16 protein-coding genes are annotated in these 13,399 nt (G+C 66.3%); 12 read left to right on the top strand and 4 right to left on the bottom strand.

Annotated elements, in window-relative coordinates; all coding sequences use genetic code 11:
* Nucleotides 1-228: 228 nt before the first annotated feature.
* The gene (locus ACIPVK_RS02315; protein WP_407610372.1) at nucleotides 229-918 is read right to left on the bottom strand and encodes a phosphonatase-like hydrolase; all 690 of its coding nucleotides are present in this window, start codon (nucleotides 916-918) and stop codon (nucleotides 229-231) included.
* 31 nt (nucleotides 919-949) lie between these two features.
* Nucleotides 950-1,705, bottom strand: a complete 756-nt coding sequence (locus ACIPVK_RS02310; RefSeq protein WP_407610371.1) for a GntR family transcriptional regulator — start codon at nucleotides 1,703-1,705, stop codon at nucleotides 950-952.
* 169 nt (nucleotides 1,706-1,874) lie between these two features.
* On the opposite strand from ACIPVK_RS02310, the gene ACIPVK_RS02305 reads away from it, so the two are divergent.
* From ACIPVK_RS02305 to ACIPVK_RS02280, 6 genes are all read left to right on the top strand, one after another.
* Nucleotides 1,875-3,077, top strand: a complete 1,203-nt coding sequence (locus tag ACIPVK_RS02305) for a TIGR03364 family FAD-dependent oxidoreductase (protein WP_407610370.1) — start codon at nucleotides 1,875-1,877, stop codon at nucleotides 3,075-3,077.
* A gap of 14 nt (nucleotides 3,078-3,091) precedes the next feature.
* Complete coding sequence (locus ACIPVK_RS02300) at nucleotides 3,092-4,012, top strand: phosphate/phosphite/phosphonate ABC transporter substrate-binding protein (RefSeq protein WP_407610369.1); 921 nt, start codon at nucleotides 3,092-3,094, stop codon at nucleotides 4,010-4,012.
* Nucleotides 4,012-4,821: a phosphonate ABC transporter ATP-binding protein gene (locus tag ACIPVK_RS02295; protein ID WP_407610368.1), complete on the top strand. Its 810-nt coding sequence runs from the start codon at nucleotides 4,012-4,014 to the stop codon at nucleotides 4,819-4,821. Before ACIPVK_RS02300 ends, ACIPVK_RS02295 begins: the two co-directional genes overlap by 1 nt.
* Nucleotides 4,818-5,636 carry a phosphonate ABC transporter, permease protein PhnE gene (gene phnE, locus ACIPVK_RS02290; protein ID WP_407610367.1) on the top strand — a complete coding sequence of 273 codons (819 nt, stop codon included), beginning with the start codon at nucleotides 4,818-4,820 and terminating at the stop codon, nucleotides 5,634-5,636. Before ACIPVK_RS02295 ends, phnE begins: the two co-directional genes overlap by 4 nt.
* Before the next feature lie 68 nt (nucleotides 5,637-5,704).
* The gene (gene rarD / locus ACIPVK_RS02285; protein ID WP_407610366.1) at nucleotides 5,705-6,574 is read left to right on the top strand and encodes an EamA family transporter RarD; all 870 of its coding nucleotides are present in this window, start codon (nucleotides 5,705-5,707) and stop codon (nucleotides 6,572-6,574) included.
* A 55-nt stretch (nucleotides 6,575-6,629) separates the two neighbouring features.
* Nucleotides 6,630-7,742, top strand: coding sequence for a YihY/virulence factor BrkB family protein (locus ACIPVK_RS02280; protein ID WP_407610365.1), 1,113 nt, complete (start codon nucleotides 6,630-6,632; stop codon nucleotides 7,740-7,742).
* Nucleotides 7,743-7,752: 10 nt separating this feature from the next.
* On the opposite strand, the gene ACIPVK_RS02275 is transcribed toward ACIPVK_RS02280, so the two are convergent.
* Complete coding sequence (locus tag ACIPVK_RS02275) at nucleotides 7,753-9,243, bottom strand: TIGR01777 family oxidoreductase (protein WP_407610364.1); 1,491 nt, start codon at nucleotides 9,241-9,243, stop codon at nucleotides 7,753-7,755.
* 184 nt (nucleotides 9,244-9,427) lie between these two features.
* Between ACIPVK_RS02275 and ACIPVK_RS02270 the strand changes: the two genes are divergently transcribed.
* Nucleotides 9,428-9,580 carry a hypothetical protein gene (locus ACIPVK_RS02270; protein WP_407610363.1) on the top strand — a complete coding sequence of 51 codons (153 nt, stop codon included), beginning with the start codon at nucleotides 9,428-9,430 and terminating at the stop codon, nucleotides 9,578-9,580.
* A 47-nt stretch (nucleotides 9,581-9,627) separates the two neighbouring features.
* On the opposite strand, the gene ACIPVK_RS02265 is transcribed toward ACIPVK_RS02270, so the two are convergent.
* A complete protein-coding gene (locus tag ACIPVK_RS02265) occupies nucleotides 9,628-10,359 on the bottom strand; it encodes a M50 family metallopeptidase (RefSeq protein ID WP_407610362.1) in 732 nt (243 codons plus the stop codon).
* A gap of 153 nt (nucleotides 10,360-10,512) precedes the next feature.
* On the opposite strand from ACIPVK_RS02265, the gene ACIPVK_RS02260 reads away from it, so the two are divergent.
* The 5 genes from ACIPVK_RS02260 (at nucleotide 10,513) to ACIPVK_RS02240 (ending at nucleotide 13,398) form a co-directional block, all read left to right on the top strand.
* A complete protein-coding gene (locus ACIPVK_RS02260) occupies nucleotides 10,513-10,845 on the top strand; it encodes a hypothetical protein (RefSeq protein ID WP_407610361.1) in 333 nt (110 codons plus the stop codon).
* A gap of 75 nt (nucleotides 10,846-10,920) precedes the next feature.
* A complete protein-coding gene (locus ACIPVK_RS02255) occupies nucleotides 10,921-11,565 on the top strand; it encodes a DUF305 domain-containing protein (protein WP_407610360.1) in 645 nt (214 codons plus the stop codon).
* A 13-nt stretch (nucleotides 11,566-11,578) separates the two neighbouring features.
* Nucleotides 11,579-12,193, top strand: a complete 615-nt coding sequence (locus tag ACIPVK_RS02250; RefSeq protein WP_407610359.1) for a DUF3105 domain-containing protein — start codon at nucleotides 11,579-11,581, stop codon at nucleotides 12,191-12,193.
* Nucleotides 12,194-12,221: 28 nt separating this feature from the next.
* Nucleotides 12,222-12,518 (top strand): hypothetical protein, encoded by a 297-nt coding sequence (locus tag ACIPVK_RS02245; protein ID WP_407610358.1) that lies wholly within the window; start codon nucleotides 12,222-12,224, stop codon nucleotides 12,516-12,518.
* Nucleotides 12,519-12,714: 196 nt separating this feature from the next.
* Nucleotides 12,715-13,398 (top strand): SGNH/GDSL hydrolase family protein, encoded by a 684-nt coding sequence (locus ACIPVK_RS02240; RefSeq protein ID WP_407610357.1) that lies wholly within the window; start codon nucleotides 12,715-12,717, stop codon nucleotides 13,396-13,398.
* Nucleotide 13,399 lies beyond the last annotated feature (1 nt).

The raw sequence follows: 13,399 nt of genomic DNA, 5'->3' as shown, positions 1-13,399 counted from the left end.
GTAATGGACAACGAGGGATACTCGGCGGTAGGAGTCACGTTCCATAACACGGCTGTTATAGAAACGTTACTTGACGACGGTACGTCACCACCCCGGGGCCGCGTCAAGCCGAGAGCCCTCCCGCGAGTCATTAGGCCTAGTCAGGGCCATAAAAAAAGTTAATCACACGCGACAAAACGCCCCGGAGACCACAATGGACCCCGGGGCGCTGTTACCAAAACGAGATTATTAGCGGCTGACTAGTGCAGACTCGAGAACGCCGGGAAGGTCCTTGACGCCGTCCAACACCCAGCTGTGCGGGTGCTGCTCGAGATCCTCGCGGCCCAGGGCCCCGGTGAGCACACCCAGCCCGTGCACCCCGGCGTTGCATGCCGCCAGGAGGTCGACCACCGTGTCACCGCCAGCCACGACGCGGCGCACATCGTGCACGCCGGCGACTTCCATGACCCGGTGGATCATGTACGGCGCGGGCCTGCCCGCGGCGACTTCGTCGCTGGTGACCACGGCATCGAGCAGCTGGCCTTCGCCAATCCCCCAGCCCAGGGTTTCGAGGATCGGGCCCGCGACATCCCGCGAGAACCCAGTGGTCAGGCCAACCTTGATTCCCCGACCCTTGAGCTCGCGCAGGGCTTCCTCCACGCCGGGAAGGGCTACCGGCGGGTTGGCCGCGTAGCGCTCCGCCAAAAGGGCACGGAAGTGGTCGAACTGCCGGGCAACCAGCCCGGGGTCCGCCGTGACGCCCCCGAGTTCCATCAATGCGGCAATGGCCTCGGTCTTGTCGGCACCCATCCAGGTTTGCAGGTCGACGGCATCCACGCTGGCTCCGGTGTCCGTGACCGAATCCTCGAGGGCGCGGTAGACGATCCCATGCTCATCGACGGTGGTTCCGGCCATGTCCAAGACGACAAGTTCAATCATTGTTTCCATCCTTTGGTTGGTTGATCAGTTATCAGGCGACCAGCGGGACGCGCACCAAGGCCGCCCTGGACGCCCGGGTGTTTTCGATGACGAAGTTCGCAAGATGCGGAAGGTACCGGTCATCAGAGCATTCAAGGATGCGTCCGTCTGCGGCGTAGGTCAGCCGATGCTCGCGCAACAGCGGCGATCCGGCGGCCACGCCCAGCAGGGAGGCATCCATCTCATCGGCACCGACGGCATCAATGACATGCTTGCCCCTGCTCAGGTCCACGCCCCGGGATGTCAGGTAGCCGAAGATCGAGCCGCTGTCGGTGTCGAAGTCGAAGAGTGCGTTGCCGACGTCGGCGACGAAGTTGCTGCGTTCCACCATGGTCGGATTCCCGTCAAGCGACCGCAGGCGCAACACCTGGATGACAGGATCCCCCGGTTGAAGGAGCATTTTTCCCGCCAGGTCTTCTCCCGCCGGGCGCCGTGCGATCTCCAGCGTCCGCTGTCCTGGTTCCCGGCCCAGCGAATGGGCCCACTCGGTAAAGGACATGAAAGTGGCAAACGATTGGGAGGGCACCGGGTGGGCGACCACCGGGGGCTTTCCGCGACCCCCGGTGATCAGGCCCTCGCTACGCAGGCTCGCCAGCGCCTGGCGGACGGTTCCACGGGAAACACCGTTCTGCGCACAGAGTTCCGCCTCGCTGGGCAGCGGCTTGCCTTCTTTCCAGTCGCCGGAGGAGATCCGTTCACGGAACAAATCGCTGAGACGCTGGTGGATGGGTTCTTCGGATATTGGCATCACGTACTTGATCATACAAGTGGAATCGGCGGCATCCCGGGGACTTTGGTGAACTGCAAATGAACAGGTGGCGAAGGGGCGGGTGGCCAAATGAACCGTTGGTGAACTTGTCTGGACAAGTGCCGTTCTGGCTTGAAAACAGGACTTGGGACCGGCAAATATCAATGCCGTGAACATCTTCGAAATGAAATCCGCGGCCACCGCTGAACCGGTGGCAAGCACCGACGTCCTGGTGGTCGGCGCAGGCATCATCGGCCTGGCCCACGCCGCGCTCGCCCAGCAAGCCGGCCTCAGCGTCACCGTCATCGAACGCGACCACCGTGCGGTGGGCGCATCGGTGCGAAACTTCGGCCATGCCTGCATCACCGCCCAACACGGCGACCTCTACGACCTTGCCCAGGCCGGCCGAAGGCACTGGCTCGATTTTTCGGCCAAGGCCGGGTTCTGGGCCATCGAAGCCGGGGCCTTGGTGGTTGCCGCCACCGAGACCGAGCTCCAGCTGCTGCGCGAATTCTCCGAGTCCCGCCCCGAGGGCCAGGTGAGCGTGCTGGGCGCCGAGGAAGTCCGTGCCAGGCTCGGCCGCGAGAACACCGACGGCATCCGCGGCGGCGCTTTCCTCGCCGATGACCTGCGGGTTGACCCGCGCAGCACGGTGGGCACGCTGGCGGGCTGGCTCCACGAACAAGAAGGGGCAGCGGTCCACTTCAACACCGCTGCCTTGGGGTTCGGGCAAGGTTCCGAACGCCGGGCCCGCGTCAACACCAGCCGCGGCGACTTCGAGGCCGACCAGGTGTACATCTGTGTCGGCCACGACGTGGACTACCTGTTCCCGCAGATCGCGGCCGAGCACCGCATCGAACGGTGCGCGCTGCAGATGACGGCCGCCGGCGCCCCGGAAAGCACCACCATCGTCCCTGCCGTGCTCACCGCGACCTCCATGCTGCGCTACGACGCGTTCACGCACATGCCTTCGGCGAGCGCATTGCGCGCCGAGGTCGCCGCGGCCCACCCCGACCTGCTGGGGATCGGCGCCAACGTGATGTTCACCCAGCGTCCGGACGGAACCTTGCTGCTCGGGGACTCGCACTCCTATGACCTGACCCAGGACCCGTTCCTCGATGAATCCACGTCCGGGATCCTGCTGCGGGCCGCAGCGAAGGTGCTGGATGTGGAATCGTTCGCCACCACCGAACGCTGGCAGGGCATCTACGCCTCCTCCGAAGTTTCCCCCGTTCTGGTCCGCGACATCGGCGAGGCCATCACCCTGGTTTCCGTGACCAGCGGCATCGGCATGACCATCTCCTTCGGCCTGGCCGAGGCAAACCTCACCGCACGTCCCCTCCCCCGGCCCACCGCCACCCTCACTCGCTAAGGACCCGCCGCACCATGAAAATCCCACGCACCCTCGCCATGTCCCTTGCCGCCGTCGCCGCCCTCACCCTGGCCGGCTGCTCCTCCACCGGGGCCCCGGCCGCGGCCGACGCCGACGCCGGGTCGTTCTGCCCGACAGACGAACTGAAGTTCGGCATCGAACCCTTCGAGGACCCGACCAAGCTCGAACCCGCCTACAAGGTGCTCGCCGCCGCCCTGGGCAAGGAACTGGACTGCAAGGTCGAGGTCCAGGTGGTCGAGGACTACGCGGCCGAGGTGCTCTCGATGCGCAACGGCAAACTCGACATCGGACAGTTCGGGCCCATGGGCTTCGTCTTCGCCTCCACCAAGGCCAACGCCGAGCCGCTGGTTTCCTTCGGCACCGCGGACGGGAAACTCTCCTCCTACACCGCCGGCATCTGGGTTCCCAAGGATTCCGCGATCAAGACCATCGATGACTTGCGCGGCAAGGACCTCGCCCTGGGCTCCGTCGGCTCCACCAGCGGGGATGTGCTGCCCCGCTTCGGACTGAAGAAGGCGGGCATCGCCGAGGACGAGCTGAACATGAACTATGCCGGCGGGCACCCCGAGGCTCTGCTGGCCCTGACCAAGGGCACCGTCGACGCGGCCCAGATCAACTCGCAGACCCTGGCCAGCGCCATCGACTCGGGCAACTTTGATCCGGCCGGCTTCCGCCAGGTCTGGAAGAGCGAGGCCATCCCGAACGACCCCATCACGGTCTCCGCCGACGCCGACCCGGCCTTCAAGGCCGCGGTCAAGGACGCCCTGCTGAACCTGGCGCCCGCGGACATCGAGGCGGTCGGCAAGTTCCTTGACGTCACCCCAGCCGGGCCCCTGATCGAGGTCACCAAGGAAACCTACAACCCGCTCTTCGACCTGGCCGAGACCATGGGCCTGACCGAGAAGGACATCTAATGACCACGCTACGGCTACCGCATCGCGCATTGCACCCGGCCGCACCGGCCGGCGAGGAGATCATGCAGGTCAAGAACCTGACCAAGTCGTTTGGCGGGCGCACCGTCCTGGACGGGGTCGATTTCACCCTAGCCCGCGGCTCCATGCTGGCGTTCCTGGGCGCCAACGGCTCGGGCAAGTCCACCACGCTCAAGTGCATCATGGGCCTGGAAACCCCCGATGCCGGATCCATCAAGCTGGACGGCACCGAGCTGTCCACGCTGCGCGGCACCGAACTGGCCAGGGCACGGTCCTTGGTGGCCATGGTCTTCCAGAAAATCCACTTGGTACCGCGGCGCACGGCATTGGAGAACGTGTGCGCCGGCGCCCTGGGCCGGCTGCGCGGCCCCGCCTCCGTCAGCCCGATGTTCTTCCCCCGCGAGCTGAAGGAAGAGGCCATGGCGGCCTTGGCCCGCGTCGGCATGGCCGACCGCGCCCACGAGAAGGCCGGCCGGCTCTCCGGCGGCCAGGCCCAGCGCGTGGCCGTGGCCCGCGCCCTGTGCCAGCGCGCCTCGGTGCTGCTGGCCGACGAGCCGGTCTCCGCGCTCGACCCGCGCGCCGCCGAGGAAGTCATGGCCCTGCTGGCCGAACTCGCCCACACGGAGAATCTGGCGGTCGCGGCGGTCCTGCACCAGCCGGAGTTGGCCCTGCGCCACGCGGACAACGTCATCGGGCTGGTCAATGGCCGCATCGAATACTCCGGGGACATCTCCGGACTCGACGCCTCCATGCAGTCCCGCCTCTACACCCCGAATCGAGCAGCGGCATGAGCACGCAGGTCCCCGGCCTTTCGGTCCCCAAGGTCCCCAACGCCGGGTGGCGGGTCACCTCGATCCTCACCGCCATCGCGGTGTTCATCGTCCTGCACGTTTTCGCGCTGCGCGGCACCGACTTCGAGGTGTCGGCACTGGTCACGGGCGCCGAAGGCATGGCTTCCTTCCTGGCCGAGGCCTTCCCGCCCGACCTTGACTGGGAATCGGTCCTCGCCCCGGCGCTGAAGGCGACCACCGTGACCCTGTGGATCGGGCTGCTGGGGACCACCCTTTCCATCCCCACGGCCCTGTTGCTGGCGGTGTTCGCCTCGCGCACCACCACGCCGCACCGCGCCGTGTACCAGCTCTCCCGCGCCATCCTCTCCTTCTTCCGGGCGGTGCCGGACATCGTCTTCGCGCTGATCTTCGTGACCGCGGTGGGACTCGGCCCGTTTGCCGGCGTGCTCGCGTTGATCTGCCACAACACCGGCGTCATGGGGAAGCTGTGGGCGGAGTCGATGGAGGAAACCGATTCCGGCCCCCAGCAGGCGTTGGCCACGGCCGGGGCCTCGCGGTTCCAGCAGGTCACCCACGCCGCGCTGCCCATGGCACTGGGCCAGTTCGTGGGGTTGCTGCTGTACCGCTTCGACGTGAACGTCCGCTCCTCGCTGGTCCTGGGACTTGTCGGCGCCGGCGGCATCGGGTTGCTGATCAACCAGTCCATCAAGTCGTTCCGCTTCGATGCGATGGCCACCCAGATCGTGGTGGTCCTGGTCCTGATCATCCTGGTCGACCAGCTCTCCTCGTTCATCCGGCGCAAGCTCGAGGTGTAGGCCGGGTGCGGTTCCCGCCTCCCCTAGACTGAAAGGCCAAGTCGAGTACGAACAATGGAGCGTCATCGATGAATCGCGGCGTTCTTGCCTCGCTCGCGGCCTCGGCACTGTTCGCGGCCATCTTCCTCATTTCCGGTTCCCTGAAGGACATCGGACACACGGAGGTCTACGGCTGGCGAATAGTGTTGACTCTGTTGATCATTGCCCCGGTCTATGCGCTGGTTCCGGCCCGCCGCTCCCAGATGATTGCCCTGCTCGGGCGCATCAAGGCCAGGCCCGGCCTGCTGTTTTACGGGGCCATCGCCAGCTCGCTGGTGGGCGTCCAGCTCTGGCTGTTCATGTATGCGCCCATGAACGGCTACGCGTTGGCGACGTCGCTCGGCTATTTCCTGCTCCCCCTGGTCATGGTGGTGGTGGGACGGGCCGCCTTCGCCGAGCGGCTGTCCCGGGGGCAAAAGATCGCTGTGGCCCTGGCAGTTGCCGGCGTGGGCCACCAATTGTTCTTCGCCGGCGGACTGGCCTGGCCCACCTTGCTGATTTGCCTCGGCTATCCCGTTTATTTTGCGGCAAGGCGCGCCGCGCGCTTTGAGTCCAACGCGGCCTTCACGCTCGAGATCCTGTTCCTCACCCCGCTGGCCGTCTACTTCATCCTCACCGGTGTCCACGGGCCCGAGGCAACCCTGCTGCCGGTCCTGTCCATTGGGGTGTTGGGGGCGGTGGCCATGTTCCTGTACCTGGGAGCCGCGTCCCTGCTCTCCCTGTCGGTATTCGGGCTGCTCAGCTACGTCGAACCGGTGTTGCTTCTGGTGGCCGCGGTGGCCATGGGGGAACAGCTTTTTGCCCGCGATGCGTTCACCTACGCACCCATCATCCTGGCCTTGGTCGTGCTGGCCACCGACGGCTTCCGGTCCACGCGTTCCTTGCGTCGGCGAAACTAGGACGTAAGGTGGGAAAAGACCAAGCCAGCCTTGCCGGAAGCAGGTGTATTCCCCAGTGGACCAGTCACAAAGCAGCGAACTCGTATTACGCAGGGATTCCTGGCTGTATGCCGCGAAGCGAACGGTACGGGAGTTTTCCCGCGACGGTGCCACCGATCTTGCCGCCGCGCTGACCTATTACTCGGTGCTTTCACTGGTACCGGGGATACTGGCACTGCTCTCGATGCTCTCAATGATCAGCAGCGGACCCGAGACCAGGGATTTCATGGTCCAGACCATCAGCCAGATCAGCACCCCCGAGATGGGCGAGAACGCCAAAACCCTGCTGACCCAGCTCGGGCAACAAACCGGGGCCGGCTGGACGTTGCTTGCCGGTTTGCTGGTGGCCCTGTGGTCGGCCTCGGCCTACGTGGGCGCATTCGGCAGGGCCCTGAACCGCACCTATGGCATCGCCGAGGGCCGTCCACTGTGGAAGCTGCGGCCCCAGATGTACCTGCTGACCCTGGTGATCCTGTGCCTGGCGGTGTTGGCCATCGCCATCCTGGTGCTCTCGGGGCCCGTCGCGCAGGGAATCGGCTCGGTGCTGGGCCTCGGCGAGGCGACGCTTTTGACCTGGAACATCGCCAAGTGGCCGGTGCTCCTGCTGATCGCGGTGCTCATGGTCGCGTTGCTCTACCATTTCACCCCCAATGTCCGGCAGCCGAAATTCCGCTGGATCAGCGCCGGCGCCCTGGGCGCGCTGCTGGTCCTGGCGCTGAGCACCGCGGGGTTCTTCTTCTACGTGGTGAACTTCAGCAAATACCAGAGCGCCTACGGTGCCCTGGGCGGCGTGATCATCCTGCTGTTGTGGATTTGGCTGGCCAATATTTCCCTGTTGCTGGGTTCCGAGCTTGACGCCGAACTCGAACGCGCCCGGGAACTGCGCCTGGGCCTGCCGGTGGAGGATGCGCTGGCCTTGCCGACCCGCGACGGCACGGGAATCGCCAAGGCGCAACTGGCCCTGCTCGATGACCGCGACAACGCCCGCGCCCTGCGGGTTCGCGCCGGCGGGGACGCACACCCGGAGGCGGAGCTGCCCGGTCCGGGCCTTCCATGGGGCCTGCTGACCGGGGCCGCGGGCGCGGTCGGTGCGTACCTCGTGGGCAGGCGCCACGGCGCCGGACGCTGAGAGCCCCCGCCTAGGAATGCCCCAGCACGTGGCGCAGTGCCGATTCAAGGTCGGCGTGCCTGAACACGTAGCCGCTGTCCTCGATCTTCCGGCTGGAGACACGCTGGTCTGCGAAGGCCAGTTCCCTGGCGCCCTGCTTGCCCAGCAGGAGCCTGGGGCCGAAGGCGGGAACCGGAACTCGGGCCGGACGGCGCACCACCTTGCCCAGCACCTCGGCATACTCCTTGGCCTGCACCGGGTGCGGCGCCACGGCATTGACGGGCCCCGCCAGCCCCTCGGTGAGCAGCGCGTGGGCGTAGATGCCCACCACGTCGTCGACGCTGATCCAGGACTGCCAGGCTTCCGTACCCAGGGGTCCGCCCAGGCCCAGGGCGTAGAGCGGCAGCAGGCGTTGCAGTGCGCCGGTGGCAGGTGATTGCACCAGGCCGGTACGCACATTGACCACCCGCACCCCGGCCTGGCGTGCGGGCGAGCACGCATCCTCCCAAGCCGTGCAGACCCCGGCCAGGAAATCGGTTCCTGGTGCGGCGTCCTCGGCCAGGGGAACCGCAGGCCCGCCCGCGTGCGGTTTGGCCCCGTAAATGCCGATGCCCGAGGCCACGATGAGGCTGCGTTGCTTCCCGTCCGTGGCCAGGGATGCCAGGGCGCGGGCGAGCAGCCCCGTGCCCAGCACTCGCGAGGCGCGGATTTCCTCCTTGGTGCCTGCGGTGAACCGTCCGCCAATGGTGTGCCCGGCCAGGTTCACCACCGCATCCACGTCGCGCAGCTCCTCGGGGTCCAGCACCGCATATTCCGGGGCCCAGAAGACGGTGTCCTCGCCGATGGCCGCACGCCGGTCCCGCACCAGGCGCTTGATGCGGTGGCCGCCGCCGCCCAGCAACGCGCAAAGCTGGGTGCCGATCATTCCGGAGGCGCCGGCCACGGCAATCGTCAGGGGCTTGGATGCATGGCTTGCGTGGAATGCCAGGTCGGCCCTGAGCATCCGTTCCCGGTACCGGAAGACCTGGACCAGCTCATGCTTGAAGGCTCGCTCGGCGAGTTTGTGCGCCTTGCTCCCGGGCAGTCGGCCGACCAGCGGGAGTTCGAATTCCACCACGTCGCGCATGACCGTTCCGGGGTGTGGCGCGTTGCTGTCGTCGGCAAAGAAGTGCTGGTGTTCCCAGCGGGCCAGGGGTCCTGATTCCATGATGTCGGTGAAGTCGTGGCCGGGATTAAGGGCGATGTGCTTGGCATGCCACGGGATTCCCGCACGTACCCGGCCGGGCAGTCCCAGGGCCTGGGCCCCGGCACCGACGGCGGCGGCCAGGGAAGTGCCCCAGGTCCCGGGTGCCGCCACGTCGATGACGGCCCGCGACCCCACGGCAAGGCCCTTGTCGGGTTCCTGCCTGACCGTTCCGGCGAAGGGTGCCGAGAGCCGGGGCAGGGCGCCCGGGCGCTCAAACCAGCGGAACACCGTTTCCCGCGGGTAGGGCAGATGCGTCGTGTATTCGAAGATTGCCATGGCCGTATGCATCCCTTTTCTCACGTCGGTTCCCCCTGACACCCACATTAGGCCAAAGGCACGCCCCGCGGCAGGGCCGTGCGCAGGGACGCAAAATTTCGTTGCGTTCCAAAGTGTCGGTGCCGTGTAGTTGGATGGAATTATCGATCCAGTCCGAAGGGAGCGGCGAGAAATGGGTATCGGCATGCCCGCCTATCCAACCCTCATGGAGTTGCGCACGGCCGGGTGGACGCTTGAACAAATAGCCAGCGCCTACGGGGTGGACGAACCGGAGATCCAGCGGGCCCTCGCGTTGCATTTCATCCACGGACACCCCGAAAACTGTCGCACGGCCTGATCCCCGTTGCCGCTCGAACGCAGCCCGGAAGCACCGCACGGCAGGGGTCAGCGCAGCATCAGGACAATCATCCAGGCCGAAATCAGCACCGCGCCGCCAATGACCACGACGAAGCCCAGGAGCCAAAACCAGGCCGGCAGCCAACTGCGTGTGGCCAGGATGTAGGCATCCGAGGAAGCGACCAGACCGCGCCGGCGGGTGTGGACCCCAAGGACCTTGAAGAGGTCACGCACCGAACCAACCAACAGCATCAGGCCCAGCCCAAGCACCACCCAGGCGATGGCCCGGGCGGGGGTGAAAACCACCAGCAGTTGCGCGGCCAGCGCGGAACACAGCGCCACCGCGATGCCCGCCCAGTTGCGCAGGAAGATCAACGAAACCAGCAGGGCAAGGGCCCCGATGGACAAGGCCGCGGAGGCATGTCCGTAGTAGGTCGAACCAACCAGCGCCAGGCCCACCGCGGCGGGCGCAGGGTATCCCCAGAATCCACTGAACACCGCGGAAAACCCCGGCTTGCCGCTGCTGACCAGCTCGCCCGAATGATCCATCCGGATCTTCAGTCCGTGGACAAACCGTCCCGTCGCCAACGCCGCGAAGGCATGCCCCAGTTCGTGGACAAAGGTCACATACAGACCGAAGATCCGCCAGCTGGCACGCGGCACCGTCAGCAGCACGCACAGGGCAACCAGGCCCAGCAACGGCCACGGCGTCAGCGCCAACGGGTCGCTTTTGCTGAAGCCGGCCAGCACCGCTTCCCACCACCGGTCGATCAATTCCATCCACCCAGCCTATGTCCTGGGCCTTGCACCAATTGCACCGGGCAAGTCGCGGGCAAGCCATCCGAACCGTTCTCACAGCAAATGCACAACTGGCATTTATATCGTTGAGTCCTCAACCAACAATCTTCACCGGATCCGAAGGGCGGCGTGCACGTGAAGCGATTCCTGGGGCTGCTGCTCGCTCTGGCCGTGCTGCTGCCCATGGGAAACGCACTCGGTTGGGAAGCCATTGGATCCGTGTCCCCGATTCACGCGGATGCGGCACCGGCAGCGGCTACGGCGCATTGCCCGACGGACATGCCCACCAAGCACCACTGCGAACCGAGCGCGGATCCGCAGTTGAACCTGGCCCAGATTGCGCCGCGCCCCGACGCCTCCGGGACCTTCGGCGCCCTTCCGGCAACCCCGGCGACACGCTCTGGTTATTCCGACCCGCAGCAGGCCCGTGCCCCGGACTTGCACGCGCTCTCGATTTCACGAACGTAGAACACGGCTTCCTCTTCCCTGCCGTCAGCGCGCCCGATTTCGGGTGCATCGCATTCTTCGTTCCAAGGACCCAATATGTCCGAACCCAAAACCTCTCGCGCCCTGGTCTTTGCCATAGTGGCACTCATGCTCGCCATGGCCACCGGCGGCTGGATCCTGGGCTCCGCCAACCCACGCAGCAACTTCCCCTCCGAGGCCTCCCCCGAGGCCGGCTTCGCCCGGGACATGCAAACGCACCACCACCAGGCCGTGCAGCTTTCCATGATCATTCGCGAGCAATCGAACAACACTGCCGTGCGATCGATGGCCTACGACATCGCCTTGACCCAGCAACAGCAATCGGGGCAGATGTTCGCCTGGCTTGAAACGTGGGGGCTGCCGCAGACCGGCGAGTCCATGACGTGGATGAGTGGTTTGCTCAGCGAGGATGCATCGCATGCCGGTCACGGGAGCATCGCCCCCGGCGAGCCCCACACCATGGCTTCCATGGGCATGGCAAGCGAAGCCGACATCCAAAAGCTCACCGCGGCGCGCGGCGAAACCGCCGACCGGCAATTCCTGGCCCTGATGATCGCCCACCACCGGGGCGGCGTCGAAATGGCCGAGGCCTACCTGCAACGCGGAGACGACCCCATGGTCGCCGCGTTCGCCACCAAAATCGTCAAGACCCAACAGGCCGAGATTTCGGCCCTGACCCAGCTGCTCGCACAGCTGAACTAAAGGACACCCTCCCATGAACAAGCGCGAAGAAGCCCAAATGGTCCTTGCCAAGGCAAAGGCCAAGGAAAAACGAACCAAGCTGCTGACAGTGGCGGTGATCGCCGCCGCCGCCCTGGCGATCGTCGTCCCCACCGCCGTGGTCCTCAACGGTGCGGCCGAGGACAAGGCCGCCGCCACGGCTGCCGCTGCATTGCCCATCGACGGCGTCAAGACCTTCGAGGTGGCCTCGGCCAACCACGTCAACACCACGGTGACTTACGACCAAATGCCTGGTGTGGGCGGGGACCACAATCCCGTCTGGCTCAACTGCGGCATCTACGAGGCCCCGGTGCCGGAAAACAATGCCGTCCACTCGATGGAACACGGCGCCGTGTGGATGACCTACGACGGCATCAGCGATGCGGAGGCTTCGGCACTTAAGGACGCGGTGGGAGAGAAGACCTATCTCATCCTGAGCCCCTTCCCCGGCCAGGGTGAAAAGATCAAGCTCACCGCCTGGGGCGAGCAGCTCAGCGTCGATTCCCCGGATGATCCGCGCATCTCCGCCTTCATCACCAAGTACCGCCAGGGCCCGCAGACCCCCGAGCCGGGCGCCCCGTGCACCGGCGGCATCGGTGTCGGCGTTTAGGCTGGAAGCAAAAAGGAGAACACCCACGATGTCGCTATTGCCCTCGGCCCTTGCCGGAACCGGACTCATTGGCGGTTTCGCCGTCGCCCGCACCACCAAGAACCGTCCGCTGGGCGGGGCGGTGCTGGCCGCCGCCGGCACCGGCGCCTTCCTGCTGTGGAAGGCCAACGCCGGAACCCCGACAGCCATTGCCCTGACCGGACTCTATCTTGCCGCCTTCGGTGCCTCGCACCCGCTGGCCAAGAAGATAGGTGCGTGGCCGGCCGTCAATTCCGTCACCGCGGCCGTCGTGCTCACCTCACTGGTGGCTGGGCGGCGCAAGTAACCGCACCGCCACCTGTCACCTCAAATCACGGCGGCTTCCCAACGAATATCCTCTCGGGAAGCCGTCGTGATTTGTTGTGTCCAAACGGCAATCGTTGCAGGAACGAGTCCAAATCACGGACCGGCGCCCACTACGCTTAATGCAGGAAAGGGGCATTACCTTGGGAACTCGCAAACCCCTCTTGATATTTACATGTGTGGCAGTTTTCCTCGGCCTGCTGGGGCTGACCGGAGGGCCGCGCGCCGACGAACCGATGGCGCAGGCCATCGCCCTGCCCGCCGGAGGAAACCACAGCACCTTCATGGTGGCCGGCGACTCGATCACCGCCGCCGGAAGCCACACCGTGGCCGCGGGCCATGTCGGGGAGGCCTCCTGGGTCAACTACGTCAACACACCCGGCACACCCGCCACCCTGGCCTGGGCCGGCGGCTGGGCGCTGGGCGGGGCCCAGAGCGGTGACATGGCAGTGGCCCTGCGCCCCGGAAGTGCAGATGCCCTGGTCATCCTGGCCGGCACCAACGACCTGGCCCACGGGACCAGCCACGCCCGGATCGCGGAGAACCTGGTGCGGATCACACGCATCGTGCGCGCCCCGCTGGTGCTGCTGAGCAGCGTCCCGCCGCGGGACGACGCGGTGGCGGCGACGCTGGACTACAACGACTTCCTGCGCACCCTGGCCGGCGAGCGCGGCTGGCTGTTCGTCGACGCGTCGGCCGGGCTGCGCGCCGAGGACAACACCTTCCTCGCGGGACTCAGCGACGACGGGGTGCATCCCAACGTCGAGGGCGCACGGATCCTGGGCGCGGCCATCGGCCAGGCGCTGACCACCAAGCCCATACAGGCCATCGCGGACACGGCAGGGGTCGAACCCCTAGGCTAGG

This window comes from Paeniglutamicibacter sp. MACA_103, assembly GCF_045798555.1.
Classification (GTDB): Bacteria; Actinomycetota; Actinomycetes; order Actinomycetales; family Micrococcaceae; genus Paeniglutamicibacter.
This window is presented reverse-complemented; position numbering and strand designations above follow the sequence as displayed.